The organism is Streptomyces sp. NPDC002463 (assembly GCF_042889835.1).
GTDB classification, from domain to species: Bacteria; Actinomycetota; Actinomycetes; order Streptomycetales; family Streptomycetaceae; genus Streptomyces; species Streptomyces nymphaeiformis.
Genome location: NZ_JBIARL010000002.1, coordinates 437,487 through 453,351, shown reverse-complemented (window position 1 = coordinate 453,351; position 15,865 = coordinate 437,487). Strand labels below are relative to the sequence as shown.

16 protein-coding genes are annotated in these 15,865 nt (G+C 73.8%); 7 read left to right on the top strand and 9 right to left on the bottom strand.

Going from position 1 to position 15,865, the window contains the following annotated elements; translation table 11 throughout:
- Nucleotides 1-100 precede the first annotated feature (100 nt).
- From ACFYX3_RS07185 to ACFYX3_RS07175, 3 genes are all read right to left on the bottom strand, one after another.
- Complete coding sequence (locus ACFYX3_RS07185) at nt 101-679, bottom strand: TerD family protein (RefSeq protein ID WP_041128672.1); 579 nt, start codon at nt 677-679, stop codon at nt 101-103.
- Between the two features lie 150 nt (nt 680-829).
- A complete protein-coding gene (uvrB, locus tag ACFYX3_RS07180) occupies nt 830-2,968 on the bottom strand; it encodes an excinuclease ABC subunit UvrB (RefSeq protein WP_382651439.1) in 2,139 nt (712 codons plus the stop codon).
- Between the two features lie 71 nt (nt 2,969-3,039).
- Nucleotides 3,040-3,951: an MHYT domain-containing protein gene (locus ACFYX3_RS07175; RefSeq protein WP_389009096.1), complete on the bottom strand. Its 912-nt coding sequence runs from the start codon at nt 3,949-3,951 to the stop codon at nt 3,040-3,042.
- 234 nt (nt 3,952-4,185) lie between these two features.
- Between ACFYX3_RS07175 and ACFYX3_RS07170 the strand changes: the two genes are divergently transcribed.
- Together ACFYX3_RS07170 and ACFYX3_RS07165 are read left to right on the top strand one after the other, a co-directional pair.
- The gene (locus tag ACFYX3_RS07170) at nt 4,186-4,764 is read left to right on the top strand and encodes a methylated-DNA--[protein]-cysteine S-methyltransferase (RefSeq protein WP_389009093.1); all 579 of its coding nucleotides are present in this window, start codon (nt 4,186-4,188) and stop codon (nt 4,762-4,764) included.
- A 67-nt stretch (nt 4,765-4,831) separates the two neighbouring features.
- Nucleotides 4,832-6,136 carry an MFS transporter gene (locus tag ACFYX3_RS07165; RefSeq protein WP_389009090.1) on the top strand — a complete coding sequence of 435 codons (1,305 nt, stop codon included), beginning with the start codon at nt 4,832-4,834 and terminating at the stop codon, nt 6,134-6,136.
- A 26-nt stretch (nt 6,137-6,162) separates the two neighbouring features.
- Here the strand turns inward: ACFYX3_RS07165 and ACFYX3_RS07160 are convergent, their stop codons facing one another.
- The 4 genes from ACFYX3_RS07160 to ACFYX3_RS07145 all read right to left on the bottom strand — a co-directional run bounded on the left by ACFYX3_RS07160 (nt 6,163) and on the right by ACFYX3_RS07145 (nt 10,484).
- Nucleotides 6,163-7,143: a TolB family protein gene (locus ACFYX3_RS07160; RefSeq protein ID WP_389009087.1), complete on the bottom strand. Its 981-nt coding sequence runs from the start codon at nt 7,141-7,143 to the stop codon at nt 6,163-6,165.
- Nucleotides 7,140-8,474: an MFS transporter gene (locus tag ACFYX3_RS07155; RefSeq protein ID WP_389009084.1), complete on the bottom strand. Its 1,335-nt coding sequence runs from the start codon at nt 8,472-8,474 to the stop codon at nt 7,140-7,142. Before ACFYX3_RS07155 ends, ACFYX3_RS07160 begins: the two co-directional genes overlap by 4 nt.
- Nucleotides 8,474-9,814, bottom strand: a complete 1,341-nt coding sequence (locus ACFYX3_RS07150) for a discoidin domain-containing protein (protein WP_389009081.1) — start codon at nt 9,812-9,814, stop codon at nt 8,474-8,476. The genes ACFYX3_RS07155 and ACFYX3_RS07150 overlap by 1 nt, the downstream gene beginning before the upstream one ends.
- Before the next feature lie 313 nt (nt 9,815-10,127).
- The gene (locus tag ACFYX3_RS07145; RefSeq protein WP_116161583.1) at nt 10,128-10,484 is read right to left on the bottom strand and encodes a cupin domain-containing protein; all 357 of its coding nucleotides are present in this window, start codon (nt 10,482-10,484) and stop codon (nt 10,128-10,130) included.
- A 275-nt stretch (nt 10,485-10,759) separates the two neighbouring features.
- On the opposite strand from ACFYX3_RS07145, the gene ACFYX3_RS07140 reads away from it, so the two are divergent.
- Together ACFYX3_RS07140 and ACFYX3_RS07135 are read left to right on the top strand one after the other, a co-directional pair.
- Nucleotides 10,760-11,755, top strand: a complete 996-nt coding sequence (locus ACFYX3_RS07140; RefSeq protein ID WP_389009078.1) for a pseudouridine-5'-phosphate glycosidase — start codon at nt 10,760-10,762, stop codon at nt 11,753-11,755.
- Nucleotides 11,752-12,663 (top strand): carbohydrate kinase family protein, encoded by a 912-nt coding sequence (locus ACFYX3_RS07135; RefSeq protein ID WP_389009075.1) that lies wholly within the window; start codon nt 11,752-11,754, stop codon nt 12,661-12,663. Before ACFYX3_RS07140 ends, ACFYX3_RS07135 begins: the two co-directional genes overlap by 4 nt.
- A 188-nt stretch (nt 12,664-12,851) precedes the next feature.
- On the opposite strand, the gene ACFYX3_RS07130 is transcribed toward ACFYX3_RS07135, so the two are convergent.
- Nucleotides 12,852-13,487: a uridine kinase gene (locus ACFYX3_RS07130; RefSeq protein WP_389009072.1), complete on the bottom strand. Its 636-nt coding sequence runs from the start codon at nt 13,485-13,487 to the stop codon at nt 12,852-12,854.
- 115 nt (nt 13,488-13,602) lie between these two features.
- On the opposite strand from ACFYX3_RS07130, the gene ACFYX3_RS07125 reads away from it, so the two are divergent.
- Genes ACFYX3_RS07125 through ACFYX3_RS07115 form a run of 3 tightly spaced genes read left to right on the top strand, consistent with a single transcriptional unit; the run spans nt 13,603 to nt 15,193 of the window.
- A complete protein-coding gene (locus ACFYX3_RS07125; RefSeq protein WP_389009069.1) occupies nt 13,603-14,019 on the top strand; it encodes a VOC family protein in 417 nt (138 codons plus the stop codon).
- A gap of 47 nt (nt 14,020-14,066) precedes the next feature.
- A complete protein-coding gene (locus ACFYX3_RS07120; RefSeq protein ID WP_389009066.1) occupies nt 14,067-14,819 on the top strand; it encodes an SDR family NAD(P)-dependent oxidoreductase in 753 nt (250 codons plus the stop codon).
- A gap of 26 nt (nt 14,820-14,845) precedes the next feature.
- Complete coding sequence (locus ACFYX3_RS07115) at nt 14,846-15,193, top strand: MerR family transcriptional regulator (RefSeq protein WP_389009063.1); 348 nt, start codon at nt 14,846-14,848, stop codon at nt 15,191-15,193.
- A 7-nt stretch (nt 15,194-15,200) separates the two neighbouring features.
- Here ACFYX3_RS07115 and ACFYX3_RS07110 read toward each other — a convergent pair whose 3' ends face one another.
- Nucleotides 15,201-15,830 (bottom strand): winged helix-turn-helix transcriptional regulator, encoded by a 630-nt coding sequence (locus ACFYX3_RS07110; protein WP_389009060.1) that lies wholly within the window; start codon nt 15,828-15,830, stop codon nt 15,201-15,203.
- Between the last annotated feature and the right edge of the window lie 35 nt (nt 15,831-15,865).

Below are 15,865 nucleotides of genomic sequence, written 5' to 3'. Positions count from 1 at the left end.
GCGGATCACGCGGGTGCGGGTCACGCGGGTGCGGATCATGCGGACAGCTCCCGGTGGCCTGCCGCCTCCGGGAGCTGTGGGTGTGCCGTGCCTGGACCTTCTACAGGTGCGGCAGGATCGCGGGCATCAGGTCCTGGAAGGTGCGCCCGTTGGCCGGGTTGCCCAGGGCCGTCATCTGCCATCCGGAGCCGACCCGGTGCACCTTCGCCATGATCTGCGCGGTGTAGTTGCCGCCGCCGTCGAGGGTGTAGCGCGCGAGCTCCTGCCCGTTCGTCTCGTCGACGATCCGGCAGAAGGCGTTCTGCACCTCCTGGAAGGTCTGGCCGGTGAAGGAGTTCACCGTGAAGACGATCTGGTCGATGTGGACCGGCACCCGCTCCAGGTCCACGAGGATCGCCTCGTCGTCGCCGCCCTGGCCCGCGCCGCCGACGAGGTTGTCGCCGGTGTGCTTGACCGAGCCGTCGTCGCTGACCAGGTGACGGAAGAAGACCACGTCGACCGGCTGCTTCTCGGCGAAGAGGACGGCCGAGGCGTCCAGGTCGATCTCCCGGGTGCGCGAGCCGAAGAGACCGCGGCGCGGCGCCGCCTGCCAGCCGAGGCCCATCCGCACCTGGCTGAGGCTGCCTCCGCCCCGCTTCTCCAGGCTGATGGCCTGGCCCTTGGTCATGTTGACCGACACGCGTTGCCCCTCTCGTTAGCGTTCCCCGCGCCCGCTGTCCGGTGCGTGCGGTTGTCGAGCACCCTACGCAGCGGCACCGACACCGCGGCGGCGCGGTCCGGTTTTGTGTCGGTCTTGCAACACACCGGACCGCCCGTCGACCCTCGCCGGTCAGGCGAGTCCCGCCTCCTTCATCTGGCGCAACTCCTTCTTCAGCTCGCCCACTTCGTCGCGGAGCCGGGCCGCCACCTCGAACTGCAGCTCCGCCGCCGCCGCGCGCATCCGGTCGGTCATCTCCTCGATGATCGCGGCCAGTTCGGTCGCGGGCCGGTCGCCGAGTTCGACGGTGGAGCCGGCCTTGCCGCCCTTGCCGCGGGCCGTGGGCCCGTGCGCGGCGAGCGAGGGCACGGGGGCCTTCGCGCCCTTGCCCTCCTTCGCCTGCCGGTAGCCGGTGCCGAGCAGTTCCTCGGTGTCGATCTCCTCGCGCGCGATGGTCGCGACGATGTCGTTGATCTTCTTGCGGAGCGGCTGCGGGTCGATGCCGTGCTCCGTGTTGTACGCGATCTGCTTCTCGCGGCGCCGGTTGGTCTCGTCGATGGCCTGCTCCATCGCCGGGGTGATCTTGTCGGCGTACATGTGGACCTGGCCCGACACGTTGCGCGCGGCGCGGCCGATCGTCTGGATGAGGGAGGTCCCGGAGCGCAGGAAGCCCTGCTTGTCGGCGTCGAGGATGGCGACCAGGGACACCTCGGGCAGGTCGAGGCCCTCCCGGAGGAGGTTGATGCCGACGAGGACGTCGTACTCGCCGGCCCGCAGCTCGCGGAGGAGCTCGATGCGGCGCAGGGTGTCGACGTCGCTGTGCAGGTAGCGCACCTGGATGCCGAGCTCCAGGAAGTAGTCGGTGAGGTCCTCGGCCATCTTCTTGGTGAGGGTGGTGACGAGGACCCGCTCGTCGCGCTCGGCGCGCAGCCGGATCTCGTGGACGAGGTCGTCGATCTGGCCCTCGGTGGGCTTGACGACGACCTCGGGGTCGACGAGTCCGGTGGGGCGGATGATCTGCTCGACGAAGCCGTCGCCGCGCGAGAGTTCGTACGTCCCGGGGGTGGCGGAGAGGTAGACGGTCTGGCCGATCCGCTCCTGGAACTCCTCCCACTTCAGCGGGCGGTTGTCGAGGGCGGACGGGAGCCGGAAGCCGTGGTCGACCAGGGTCCGCTTGCGGGAGGCGTCGCCCTCGTACATGGCGCCGATCTGCGGCACGGTGACGTGCGACTCGTCGATGACGAGGAGGAAGTCCTCGGGGAAGTAGTCGAGGAGGGTGTTGGGCGCGGAGCCGGGGTCGCGGCCGTCGAAGTGCATCGAGTAGTTCTCGATGCCGGAGCAGGAGCCGATCTGCCGCATCATCTCGATGTCGTACGTGGTGCGCATGCGCAGGCGCTGGGACTCCAGGTGCTTGCCCTGCTTGTCGAGTTCGGCGAGGCGGCCCTCCAGCTCGCGCTCGATGTCGTTGATCGCCCGCTCCATGCGCTCGGGGCCCGCGACGTAGTGGCTGGCGGGGAAGACGTACAGCTCGCGGTCCTCGCTGATGACCTCGCCGGTGAGCGGGTGGAGGGTGGAGAGGGCCTCGATCTCGTCGCCGAACATCTCGATGCGGACGGCCAGCTCCTCGTAGACCGGGAAGATCTCGATGGTGTCGCCGCGCACCCGGAAGGTGCCGCGGGTGAACGCCAGGTCGTTCCGGGTGTACTGGATGTCGACGAAGCGGCGCAGCAGCTGGTCGCGGTCGATCTCCTCGCCGACCTTGAGCGGGACCATCCGGTCCACGTACTCCTGGGGCGTGCCCAGGCCGTAGATGCAGGAGACGGAGGCGACCACGACGACGTCCCGGCGGGTGAGCAGGGAGTTCGTCGCGGAGTGGCGGAGCCGCTCCACCTCCTCGTTGATCGAGGAGTCCTTCTCGATGTACGTGTCCGACTGCGGGACGTACGCCTCGGGCTGGTAGTAGTCGTAGTACGAGACGAAGTACTCCACCGCGTTGTTCGGCAGGAGCTCGCGGAACTCGTTGGCCAGCTGGGCGGCCAGCGTCTTGTTCGGCGCCATCACCAGGGTGGGGCGCTGGAGCTTCTCGATCATCCACGCGGTGGTCGCCGACTTGCCGGTGCCGGTGGCGCCGAGGAGGACGACGTCCTTCTCGCCCGCGCGGATGCGCCGCTCGAGGTCGGCGATGGCGGTCGGCTGGTCGCCGCTGGGCTTGTACTCGCTGACGACCTCGAAGGGTGCCACCGAACGTTCGATCTTGGAAACGGGCCGCATGCAACCACCGTACGACCCGGCACTGACACTCGGGCGGTGATCGGCTCACCGCCCGGTCGCGAGGTGTCCCGTCACCAGTCCTGGGAGCGGTGCCCGCCGCGCGGGACGGTCCTGCGGGCGGCCCGTCCGACGGTCCGGCCGGCGGGGCGCGCGGTCCAGTTGGCGGGCTCGCCGTAGTAGGACGGGACGTGGCGCGGGGCGGGCACGCCGGGGCGGTGCGGGGTACGGGCGGGCCGCTGCCAGTCCGGGTCGCCCATCACGAGCAGCGGGTCGAACATGACGACGACGGCGGCCAGGATCAGGAAGACCGCCGGGCCGATCAGCATGGGCAGCAGGAGCGAGGTCGCGGTGTCGCCGGAGCCGCCGGTCGCCCCGGCGCCGTGCAGGTGGACGCTGACGGCGGCCATGGCGGTGTAGTGCATACCACTCACGGCGACGCCCATCACCAGGCTCGCGCCGAGGCTGGCCAGAAATCCATGCACGGAGACGGCCGCCCAGAGGGCCGCCGTGGCGGCCACGACGGCGATGACCACGGAGAGCGCCACGGTGAGCGTGTCGTACTCGATCCGGCCCTGGAAGCGCATACCGGCCATGCCGAGGTAGTGCATGGTGGCGACGCCGAGGCCGGTGATCGTGCCGCCGGTGACCAGCGTGAGGGCGGTCGCCCCGCGGTAGCCGACGATGAAGATGCCGATGCCGACCATGAGGACGGCGACGCCCAGGCTGGCGAAGGTGATGGGACGGTCGTAGTTGATGGGCGCCTGCGTGACGGAGAAGCCCATCATCGCGATGAAGTGCATCGTCCAGATGCCGGTGCCGATCGAGGTGGCGCCGAGGGCGAGCCAGCCCGCCTTGAAGGTGTCGTCGTGCCGGAGCGATCTGGTGGTGCACCTCAGACCGAGGGCGCCGCCGAGGCAGGCCATGAGAAAGGCGGCCACCGGCGTGACGAGCCCGTAGCTGAATCCGTCGACCGTGCCCTGCATGAGCGTGTGCCCTCCACCCCTGGTGCAACGTCGTCCGAAAACAGTCGGTACCGCTGGGTAGTACTACCGGGGCGAGATTATGGCGCGCCGGGGGCCCGGCGACCACGTGACCGGGGAATTTCCGCTCGCGAGACCGGAGCGAGACCGGTCCGTGATCCGGGTGACCGTTCCGGACCGGGTTGTCGGGTGCCGTTCCGGACCGGCTTGTCGGTGGTGGGTCGTACGGTGGGCGGCATGGACATCGACACGGGGGCGGAAGCGGGACCGGACCGCCGGGAGCGGGCCGCCACGGTGGAGTGGACGGTCGTGGAGAGCGCCATCGGGCCGCTCCTCCTCGCCGCGACCGGGCGGGGGCTCGTGCGGGTCGAGTTCCACGCCGACGCGGCTCGGCGGGAGCGGATGCTCGACCGGCTCGCGGGGCAGCTCGGCGCGGAGCTCGTGGAGTGTGGCTCGGGCCGGCTCGCGGAGGCGATACGCCGGCTCGACCGGTACTTCGCGGGCGAGCCGGACGACCTCGACCTGCCGCTGGACTGGAGCCTGACGACCGGCTTCAACCGGCAGGTGCTGCGCGAGCTGGCGGCGGGCGTCCCGTACGGCACGGTCGTGGGGTACGGGGAGCTGGCGAGACGTGTGGGACAGCCGGGGGCGGCGCAGGCGGTCGGGGCGGCGATGGGCGCCAATCCGCTGCCGGTGGTCGTGCCCTGCCACCGGGTGGTGGAGAGCGACGGCGGGCTCGGCGGCTTCGGGGGCGGTCTGGAGACGAAGCGGCAGCTCCTCGCGCTGGAGGGCGTGCTGCCGGCTCCGCTGTTCTGAGCGTCCCGGGACCGTCGGGCGAGAGGTGGCGTTCCCATCGGTTGGGACGGCTGGCACACTCACGTAAGTGACCCACAGCCCCAGTGCCCCTGACGCCACCGTGCCCGACGAGATACCCGGCGGGACGACCGCTCCCGTCACCCCCGCCGAGCTTCCGGCGCTCCGACGGCGCGTCCAGGCCGCGCTGATCGCCACCCAGATCCTGGGAGGCCTCGGCATCGCCATCGGCTTCGCCCTCGCCGCCGTCCTGGCGAGGGACGTGAGCGGCACCGAGGCCCTGTCCGGTCTCGCCTCGACGGCGTCGGTGGCCGGCTCCGCACTGGTCGCCATGCCGCTGGCCACGCTGATGGCCTCGCGCGGGCGCCGGACGGGGCTCCTCCTCGCGTACCTCGTCGCGGCGGTCGGCGCCGGTGTGGTGGTGCTCGGGGCGGTCGTCGACAGCTTCCCCGTCCTGCTCGTCGGCCTGGTCGGCTTCGGTGCCGGGTCCTCGGCGAACCTGGCGGCCCGCTTCGCCGCCGCCGACCTCGCCGAACCGGACCGCAGGGCCCGGGCCATCTCCACGGTGGTGTGGGCGACCACGATCGGCGCGGTGCTCGGCCCGAACGTCGCCGCGCCCGCCGGGAAGAGCGTCTCGGGCCTCGGCATCCCCGCCACCGCGGGCCCGTTCGTCTGGGCCGCCGGCGTCTTCGTCCTCGCGGCCGCCGTGGTGGCCGTGCTGCTGCGCCCTGACCCGCTGCTCACCGCCCGCGCGCTGGCGGACTCCGGACCGGGCGAGGCGGCGGAGGGCCGCTCGCTGCGGGCCGGGATGGACGCCGTACGGAAGTCACCGCGGGCCCGGCTCGCCCTGGTCACCATCGCCGGCTCGCACACCGCCATGGTGTCGATCATGTCGATGACACCGGTGGCGCTCACCCATCACGGCGCGGACATCCAGCTGATCGGCCTCGTGATCAGCGGTCACATCACGGGCATGTACGCCTTCTCGCCGGTCATGGGCTGGCTGTCCGACCGGCTCGGCCGGCTCGCGGTGATCGGGCTCGCGGTGGGTCTCATCGGTACGGCCGCGCTCGTGGCGGGCACCGCCGGACCGTCCCACGGCCGCACCGCCCTGGGCCTGTTCATCCTCGGTCTGGGCTGGTCGGCGGGGCTCGTGTCCGGTTCGGCGCTGCTCACCGACTCGGTGCCGCAGGCCGCGCGCGCCGCCGTCCAGGGACTCTCCGACTTCGTCATGAACACCGCCGCCGGGGTCGGCGGCCTCATGGCGGGCCTGATCGTCTCGCAGGCGGGCTACGGACCGCTGAACGCGATCGCCGCGTGCCTGCTGCTGCCGATGGCGGCGCTCGCGCTGCGGGGCGTCGTCCGCAAGGCCTGAGCGGACCGCTCCGGGCCGTGGCCGCCTCACCGCGGCACTGCCGGGGAGGATGCCCCGCCGGCCAGCCGCCGCGGGGCGCCCGTGCCGTCGGCGGGCACCGACCAGACCGCTCCCCCGTATCCGTACGCGAGGGTCCTCTGGTCCGTCCACAGCGCCTGGTCGTCGATGCCGCGCCGCTCGGCGACCGGGTGCTCGCGTCCGCTGCGGAGGTCGTACACGTACAGCCGCCATGGCTCGCGCGGGCCGTCGGACACCCGCTTCTTGAAGGCGATCCGGGTGCCGTCCGGAGAGAGCGAGGGACATTCGACGTTCTCCCGCAGGGTGCGGGCGGACCAGTTCCGCATGTCGCCCTCGACGAGGTGCGTGCGGCCGCCCGTGGAGACGGTGGCGTAGAAGCGGTTGTCGTCGGCGGCGAAGCTGACGCCCCAGTAGTTGACGTCGGGGGCGTGGTGGCGGCGGCCGTCGAGGGTCAGCGGGATCTGCTCGATGCTCTTCACCAGGTAGCCGGTGCGCAGGTCGAGGATCGACGTGCGGGTGGAGAAGGCCGAGCGCGCGTACGAGTCGCCGGTGGCGAACATCGTCCAGGACAGCATGTGCCCGGAGGCGGAGACCCTGGCCCGGCTGGGGATGCCGGGCAGGGCGATGCGGCGGACCTCGCGGAGCCGCCCGTCGAGCACGAGGACGTACGAGCGGGCCGGTACGCCCGGCCGCCGCTGGAGGCAGAGGGCGGTGGAACCGGCCGCGTGGAAGCGGTCGCAGGAGGGTCCGCCCGCCACCCGGCCGCCGGGCGCGGCCGGGTCCACGCGCGCGACGCGCCCGCTCGCGCTGTCCCGGACGTACAGCGCCCCGGTGCCGCCGTCGAGGGTGAAGCCGGGTTCGGCGGTGCCGGTGGTCGAGGCCCGTCCCTCGGCGGCCCGCAGCGTGTAGGCGGTGGCTCCGCCGCCGAGCAGCAGCAGGGCGAGGACGAGGATCGCCGCACGCGCGCGCGTGGAGGCGGTGGTGTTCATGTCGTGGTCCCTTCGGGGGTCGGCCCGGACGGCAGCAGACGGGCGGCGCAGCCCAGGGCCGCCGCGAGGGCCAGGAGCGCCGTGACGAGGGCCGTCTCCGGCCCGCTCGCCGTCCAGAGGGCGCCGAAGCCGACGGCGGCGCCGAGCCGGGCGAGGGCCTGCGCGGTCTGGACGACCGCGAGGCCGCCGGCCTGCCGTCCCTCGGCGAGGAACGGTCCGGTGAGGGCCATCAGGACGCCGTCGGTGGCGGCGTAGAAGATCCCGAGCAGCCCGAGGACGCCGACGAGGGCCGCCGGGCCCGGCACGGGGGCCAGGAGCAGTCCGTAGGCGAGGAGCAGGGCCCCGTGCCCGTACAGGAGCGGCCGGCGGCGCCCGAAGCGGTCGGCGAGGCGGCCGGCCGGGACGGCGAGCAGCAGATAGACGGCGGCGGCGCCGAGCGGCAGGAACGGGAACCAGGGGGCGTCGAGGTCGAGCCGCCGCTGGAGCAGCAGGTAGAGGAAGGAGTCGCCGACGGTGGCGGCGCCGAGGAGGACGGCGACGAGCACGATCCGGCGGTACGCGGGCGAGCGCGGGACGGCGAGGAGCCCGCCACGCGCGCGTGCCGCCGCGGCCGGGGCCTCCCGCCGGGCGCCCGGCAGCCCCTCGGGGTCCCGCGGCACCTCCGGGGCGCGCGGCCGCCCGGAGTCTCGGAGCCGCCCGTGGCCTGCGCTCCGCCCCGGGACGAAGAGCAGCCACAGCAGGACGCCGAAGGCCCCGGTACATGCGCTGACGGCGAAGACGGCGTCGTACGCGTCGGCCGTCGCCCACAGCAGGGCGAAGGCGGCGAGGGGGCCGAGGAGGGCGCCGGTGGTGTCCATGGCGCGGTGGACGCCGAAGGCGCGGCCGAGGTCCTCGGGCGGGCTGTGCAGGGTGATGAGCGCGTCGCGCGGGGCGGTGCGGACGCCCTTGCCGAGCCGGTCGGCGGCGAGGGCGCCCGCGATCCAGCCGGGAGCCCCGCCGGCGAGGAGGAGGCCGAGCCGGGAGCAGGCGGAGAGTGCGTAGCCGAGTCCGGCGACCTGTTTGTGGCGGCCGCCCCGGTCGGCGCCGGCGCCGCCGAGGAGCCGTGCGAGTGCGGTGGCTCCGGTGGTGAGGCCGTCGAGGAGGCCGAACTGGAGCGGGGAGAGGCCGAGTCCGAGGACCAGGTAGAGCGGCAGGACGGCGGTCACCATCTCCGAGGAGACGTCGGTGACGAGGCTGACGGCGCCGAGGGCGAGGACGGTGCCGGGGACGCGCCGCCGGGTCCCTGCGGGACGGGGCGGCGCGTCGCGGCGACCGGTGGTCGCGAGGTACATCAGTGGCAGGTGTAGGTCGGGCCGGAGTCCTTGACCTGGTCGTCGGTGCCGACGTACTGCCAGGTGTAGGCGGTGTCGGTGAGGTCCAGCTTCAGGACGCCGTACGTGCCGCTGATCCGCTTCTGGCTGTTGGGCTGGACGGTCTCGATGTCGTAGGGCTCGGCGCCGCCCATGCCGCCGACGATCTCGACGATGCCGTCGGCGGTGGCCCGCCCGTTCGGGTCCTGTGGGGCGAAGCGCTCGTAGTGGTGGTCGTGCCCGTTGAGGACGAGGTCGGCCTTGGCCGCGTAGAGGATCTGCCAGACGGGCCTGGAGACGGGGTCGTTGCCGTGGCCGCCGGAGGAGTACAGCGGGTGGTGGAAGTAGGCGGCGACGCAGCCCTTGGTGTTCCGCGCGAGGTCGTCCTTGAGCCACTGGATCTGCGCGGCGTCGTCGAAGGTGTTGGAGTCGAGGGCGACGAAGTGCCAGTTGCCCTGGTCGTAGCTGTAGTAGGGCTTGCCCTGGGGGTAGGCGATGGCGCCGAAGTACGACTTGTAGCCGGAGAACGCGCCGGCGGGGTCGTAGGACTCGTGGTTGCCGGGCACGGGCCGGGTCTGCGCCTTGAAGGCGCCCCAGGTCTTGTCGTAGTAGTTCCGGAAGTCCGAGAGACGGGCGTCGTCGTACTGGTTGTCGCCCATCGTCAGGTAGAAGGACGGCGCGATCCGCTGGGCGAGCGCGGCGGTCTTCGGGTGGGCGCAGGAGCTGCTGGAGGCGGTGCACTGGGCGGCGATGTCGCCGGCCGCGACGACGGTGAAGGCGCCGGTGGGCGGGGGTGTGGTGGAGGTGGTGCCGTAGACCTCCACGGTGTAGAGCGAGTAGCCGTACGAGGTGCCGCGCGCGGTCCCGTAGACGCGCAGGTGGCGGCCGGTGCCGGTGAGTCCGGTCCAGTCGTCGGTGCCGCCGTTGCCCGCGGTCTCGGTGGCGAGCCGGGTCCAGGTGGTGCCGTCGGCGGAGATCTCGACGCGGTAGGCCTTGGCGTAGGCGGCCTCCCAGACGAGCTTGACGCGGGAGACGGTGGCCGAGGGGCCGAGGTCGACGCGGATCCACTGCGGGTCGGAGCCTTCGGCGCTGGCCCAGCGGGTGGTGGCGTTGCCGTCGAAGGCCTTTTCCGGGCCGAAGGTGCTGTCCTCGACGGAGGAGGACGTGGCCGGCCTGCCCTGGGAGATCAGGGTGTCGGCGGCGGCTCCGGCCCGGTCCGGGAGGGCGAGCAGGAGTCCGCCGACGAGCAGCAGCACGGCGGCGAGGACGAGGGGCAGACGGTCGGTGGTGCGGCGAGGTGGGGCGGAGGCGAACAGGCGCATACCCGGGCTCCCTGGCCTGAGGGGTGGCGAGAGCTGGACACCGGTGCGGCGCACCACGGACCGGCCGCGGAAGTGCGGGCCGGGGCGCCCGTGCCGTGGGGGACGGACACGGGCGACCGGCCGGGTGGCGATTCGGGCGCCACACGGCGGGGTGGTGCTCGGCGGCCGGGTCAGAGCTCTCGCTGAGCGCGTCACGCCCCTCGGGTGGGGCGCCGCGCCGAGCCGCTGCCCGGGAGGATAGCGGACAGGAAGGTTTCCTACCAGACTCCCGACTCCCCGTCCCCCGACCGGAGTTCAGAGGCCGGGAGGGCCCTCAGAGGCTGATGTGGTACGCCTTGCGCAGGGTCTCGTGCACGGTCCAGGTCGTCCGGTCGCCCTCCCGCAGCACGCACGCGTCACCGGGGCCGATCTCCAGAGTGTCCCCACCCTCGACGGCGACGGTCGCACGCCCGGAGACCACCACGAAGAGCTCGTTGGCCTCGGTGTCGGTGACGACGCCGGGCGTGATCTGCCAGATGCCGCGCAGCTGCTTGCCGTCGGCCGACTCCCACAGCACCTTGCCCGTCACCTCGGGCGTGCCGGAGACGATCTGGGAGGGGTCGAGGGGCTCGACTTCGAGCTCCGCGTCGGGGATGTGCACGGCGAAGGAGGGGAGGTCATGAGTGGTCATGGGCGGTGACTGTAGCGGGGCCCTGAAGGGCCTCCAAGGTCGGGACTGGATGGAACAACAGCCTCCGTTTCAGCCCCCACCAGGCACGATGGCGAGAACTCGCGACGGCGACGGAATCCGCACAGGGCCTCCGCCCCAGCGCCCCAAGGGTGCCGCGGCCGTCCCCGCCGCTCCCGTGCGGCCCCCCGTCACGGATTCCGCAGGCACCTCCCGGCGGGTGGCAGGAGCTCGCCGACGAGGTTTGCGGGGCCGGTGATCGCGCCAAGGAATGGAGCATGTCCACACAGGTGTCCGAAGAGGTACGGGAGGCGCTCCACGAGGGCCGGCCCGTCGTCGCGCTGGAATCGACGCTCATCGCCCACGGCCTGCCCCGCCCGCGCAACCTCGCCGTCGCGGCGGAACTGGAGGAGTCGGTACGGGCCGGGGGCGCCGTCCCCGCCACGATCGCGGTGATCGACGGCACGGCCAGAGTCGGGCTCGACGAGGCGGCCCTGACCCGGATCGCCGAGGACCCGTCGGTGCGGAAGCTGGGCCACCGCGACCTGGCCCCGGCCCTGGCGACCGGCGCGACCGGGGCGACGACCGTCTCGGCGACGGCCTGGCTGGCGGACGCGGCCGGCATACGGGTGTTCGCGACGGGCGGGCTCGGCGGCGTGCACCGCGAGTGGCGCGAGACGCAGGACGAGTCCGCCGACCTGCGGCTGCTCGCCCGGGTCGGGATCACCGTGGTGTGCGCCGGGGTCAAGTCGATCCTCGACGTGCCCGCGACGCTCCAGCGCCTGGAGACCCTGGGGGTGACGGTCGTCGGGTACGGCACGGAGCACTTCCCCGGCTTCTACCTCTCCTCCTCGGGCGAGCCGGTCGACTGGACCCTGCGCACCCCGGAGGAGGTGGCGGGGGTGATACGGGCGCAGGACGGCCTGGCCGGCCCCCGGGCCGCGCTGGTCGTGGCCAACCCGGTGCCGGAGGCCGAGCAGTTGGATCCCGCGCTGCACGACCGGGTGCTCGCGGGGGGCCTGGCGGCGGCGAAGGAGAAGGGGATCACCGGGCAGGCGGTGACGCCGTTCCTCCTCGAATACCTGATGGTGCACACGGAGGGAGCGTCCCTGGAGGCCAACCTCGCGGCGGTACGCGGCAATGTGCGGCTCGCGGCGGCCATCGCGGGCGCGTACGCGTCGGGGAGAGGGTCCGGCGGTGCGGCGGCCCTGGAGCCGGGTTCGCGCGGCCCCGGGTCGCACCGTGCTCCGGCGGCCGGCGCAGACGGCCGGTGAGCCGGGCCGGGGGCGCGCTGCTCGTCGTCGGGGACGTGGTCACGGACGTCGTCGCCCGGCACCGGACCCCGCTCTCCCCCGCCACGGACACGGCGGCGGAGATCCGGACCCTGCCGGGCGGCGCCGGGGCCAACGCGGCCTGCTGGGCCGCGCGTTCGGGCGCGGGTGAGGTGCGGCTGCTCGGCCGGGTGGGGACGGACGCGGCCGGCTGGCACGAGCGGGCGCTGCGCGGGGCGGGCGTGCGACCGCTGCTCGTCCAGGACCCGGACGCGGCGACGGCCACGGTGATCGCGCTCGTGGACGGCTCGGCGGAGCGCACCTTCCTGACGGACAGCGGCGCCGCGCTGCGCCTCTCCCCCGCCGACTGGTCCGCGGGACTGCTCGACGGCGTGGCCCGGCTGCACCTCTCGGGATATCTGTTCTTCGCCGCGCCGAGCCGCGGGACGGCCTGCCGGGCGCTGCGGGACGCGCGGGACGCGGGGGTCCCGGTGAGCGTGGACCCGGCTTCGGCGGGCTTCCTGGCGGAGCTGGGGGCGGACCGGTTCCTCGCGGCGGCGGAGGGCGCCGAGACGCTGCTGCCCAACGCCGACGAGGCCTGCTCGCTCACCCTGTGCGGCGAACCAGATGCGGCCGCCGAGGAGTTGAGCCGACGCTTCCCGCTGGTCGTGGTCACCCTCGGGGCCGGGGGCGCACTGGTCGCCGAGGGCGGGACGGTCACGGCACGGGTTTCGGCGCCCCCGGTGCGGCCGGTGGACTCGACGGGCGCGGGCGACGCGTTCACGGGGGCGTTCCTGGCGGCGCGACTGGCCGGCGCGGACCCGGTGCGTGCCGCGGAGGCGGGCTGCCGCGCGGGCGCGGAAGCGGTCACGGTGGTGGGAGGGAGACCGGCGGATCGAACGGGGCCGTGAATCCGGACGGGCCGTAGAGCGGGACGCCCCTGAAGCCGGGCGGGGTCTCAGGCCGGACCGCCCGCGGCCGGCGGCCGGGACTCGGATGGGGGCCGTAGGGCCGGGCGGGGTCGCAGGGCCCGACGGTCCAGGAGCGGCGGCCGGGGCTCGGACGGCGCCGTAGGGCCGGGCGGCCCTGCGACCCCGGGCTACGCCCGGAAGCCCGTCCAGGCCGGGTGCCGCGGGTCGTCGGCGCGTACGACGGCGTCCGCCGAGTCCGTGGGGCCGACCTCCGTCTCGTACCGGGCGAAGGCGGGCAGGGTCCAGGGCTCCTCCGTGCGCCGGGCGAGCGCGCCGGGCGAGAGGCGCAGGTGCACGGTGAGGTCGAAGGGGAACCAGTGGCCGAGCAGGAAGGGGCCGTGCAGCACGAGCACGCCGCGCGGTGGCAGCGTGACGTACGGGCTGCGGGTCGCGCGGTCCCTGACCGGGTCCCACAGGTCGGGCAGCACCCGCCCGGTGCCTCCGGGGTCCAGCGGCCCGAAGACCTCCCGCCACAGGGCCCCGGTGTCGGTCCACCCGCTGTAGTACGCGTCGGGGTCCTGCTTCCCGTACTCGTACCGGAGGGACGCCGGCCGCAGGAAGCCGCCGGTCCCCACGACCTGGACCGCCCGCCCGCGCGTGCGCAGCGCCTCGGCGAGGAGTCCGGCGAGTTCGCCGCCGGGCGCGGCGGGCGGCCCGTCGATGCCCACCTTGAGCCAGTCGTCCCCCGCGGCGGCGGGGGACGCGTCGAGGTGGCCGGCGAGTTCATCCGCCAGTCGGTCCCAGGTGATCGCCTCGTATCGCATCCCGCTCATCCTGCCCGTCGCCGCCCCTGACGTGTACCGGCCGACACCCCCGGCATTACGGTGACCTGGCCGCGCGACCGCACGGCACCCCGCGGAGGAGAGGACTCGCTTCCCCATGAGCCGGCGTCAGGAACCCCTGCCCTACGAGACCACGGCGACGACGACGCCCTTCGGCCTCGGGCTGCACCACGTGCAGCTGTCCCTGCCGCCGGGCGAGGAGGAGGTGTGTCGCCGATTCTACGTGGACGTGCTCGGCATGACCGAGATCCGGAAGCCTCCGGTCCTCGCGGCGCGCGGCGGCCTGTGGGTCCGCTCGGACGCGCTGGAGATCCATCTGGGCGTCGAGGAGGACTTCCGGCCGGCCCGCAAGGGGCACCCGGGCATCCTGGTCGCCGACCTGGACGGCCTGGCCGGGCGGCTGACCGGCCAGGGGGTCGAGGTGACGTGGGACGACGACTTCCCGGGCCACCGTCGCTTCTACGTCGCCGACTGCCACGGCAACCGGCTGGAGTTCCTCAGCCCCGAGCGGTGAGCCGGGCTTGACCTTGTCACTGGCGTCAGGGTTCGAGCATCGGCGCCATGGACACCACCACACCCACCAGGGTCGTCGTCGTCACCGGCGCGGGCACCGGCATCGGCCGGGCCACCGCGCGCTCCTTCGCCGCGCAGGGGGCGACGGTCGTCGCCGTCGGCCGCCGGGAGGAGCCGCTGCGGGAGACCGCCGAGGGGCACCCGGGCATCCACCCGTTCGCCGCGGACATCACGGCGGAGGGCGCGGCCGAGCAGATCGTCCGTGCCTCGCTGACGGCCCACGGCCGGCTCGACGTCCTCGTCAACAACGCCGGGATCTCCGCGGGCGGCCCGCTGGGCACCCTCGACCGCTCCGTGATCGCCCCGCTCCTGGAGACGAACCTCGTCGCCCCGGTCCTGCTCACCCAGGCGGCCGTGCCCGCGCTCCGGGAGTCCCGGGGCGTGGTGGTGAACGTGACGACGACGATCGGCCAGCGCGGCTGGCCGGCCAACTCCTTCTATCCGGCGACCAAGAGCGCCCTGGAGACGCTGACCCGCTGCTGGGCGGTGGAGCTCGCGCCGGCCGGCGTCCGGGTCGTCGCGGTCGCGCCCGGGGCGATCGAGACCCCGATCGCGGAGCACATGGGCCTCACCCCCGAGCAGCGGAAGGCGGTGCGGGCGTGGCAGCTCGCGCACACCCCGCTGGGACGGGTCGGCAGGCCCGAGGAGGTCGCCTGGGCGATCACCGCGCTCGCCGCTCCGGACGCCGCCTTCCTGACCGGCACCGTCCTGCCCGTCGACGGGGGCGCGCTGGTGTCGTGATACGACTGCGCGGGGAGGTGGCGTCCTTGCGCATCGGTGAACTGGCCCGGCGGACCGGGGTGTCGGCCCGCGCGCTGCGGCACTACGAGCAGGCGGGGCTGATCGCGTCGGTCCGCGCGGCCAACGGGTACCGGGTGTACGAGGAGATCGCCGTCGCGCGGGTGTCCAACATCCGGTACCTCCTCGACGCGGGGCTCACGCTCGACGACGTGTCGGCGTTCCGCACCTGCCTCGACGGCGACGTCTCGGCGGTCCCGCCGTCCGCCCGCGCCCTGGAGATCGCCCGCGAGCGCCTCGCCCTGATCGACGCGCGCATCGCGGCCCAGACCGCTGCCCGCGACCGCCTGGCGAGGGCGCTGGCAGCGCAGTCGTGACCTGACCTCAGGCCCGCGCGACCACCGCTGCGGCCCGTTCCAGCGCGGCGCGGCCCGACGCCACCGCCTCGTCCAGCGTCAGTTCCCCCGTGGCGAGGGCCCGGCAGGTCGACGCATCGGTCCGCAGGCGGGCGTCGGGGGCGTCCACCCCGCCGTCGCCGTGGGACACGCTCCCGTCGGCCCCGATCCGTACGTGGAACTCACCTTCGTCGAGGGTCACCTGGACGACCCCCGCGCCGAGCTCCGCGAGCACCCCGAGCAGCGGGATCGCGTACCAGTGGGCGCGGACGGCGTCGGTGGGCCGCGGCTCCCCGAGCTCGGGCGCGCCCCAGGCGGCGAGGGTGCGCAGGACGGGCAGCAGGTCCCTTCCGCGCGGGGTGAGTTCGTACACGTACGCCGAGGCGGGCGGGGGCAGTCGGCGCCGGGTGACGAGCTCGGCGCCCTCCATGTCCTTGAGGCGGCCGGCGAGCATGTCGGTGCTGACGCCGGGCAGGTCGGCGTGGAGGTCGGTGTAGCGGCGCGGCCCGGCGAGGAGTTCGCGGACGACGAGCAGGGTCCAGCGGTCGCCGACGAGGTCGAGGGCGCGCGCGGCGGCGCAGTGCTGGTCGTAGCTGCGGCGGCGTGGCTGACGTGGCATGCGACGCAGTCTAGACATGTTGTTGGACTTTCCAA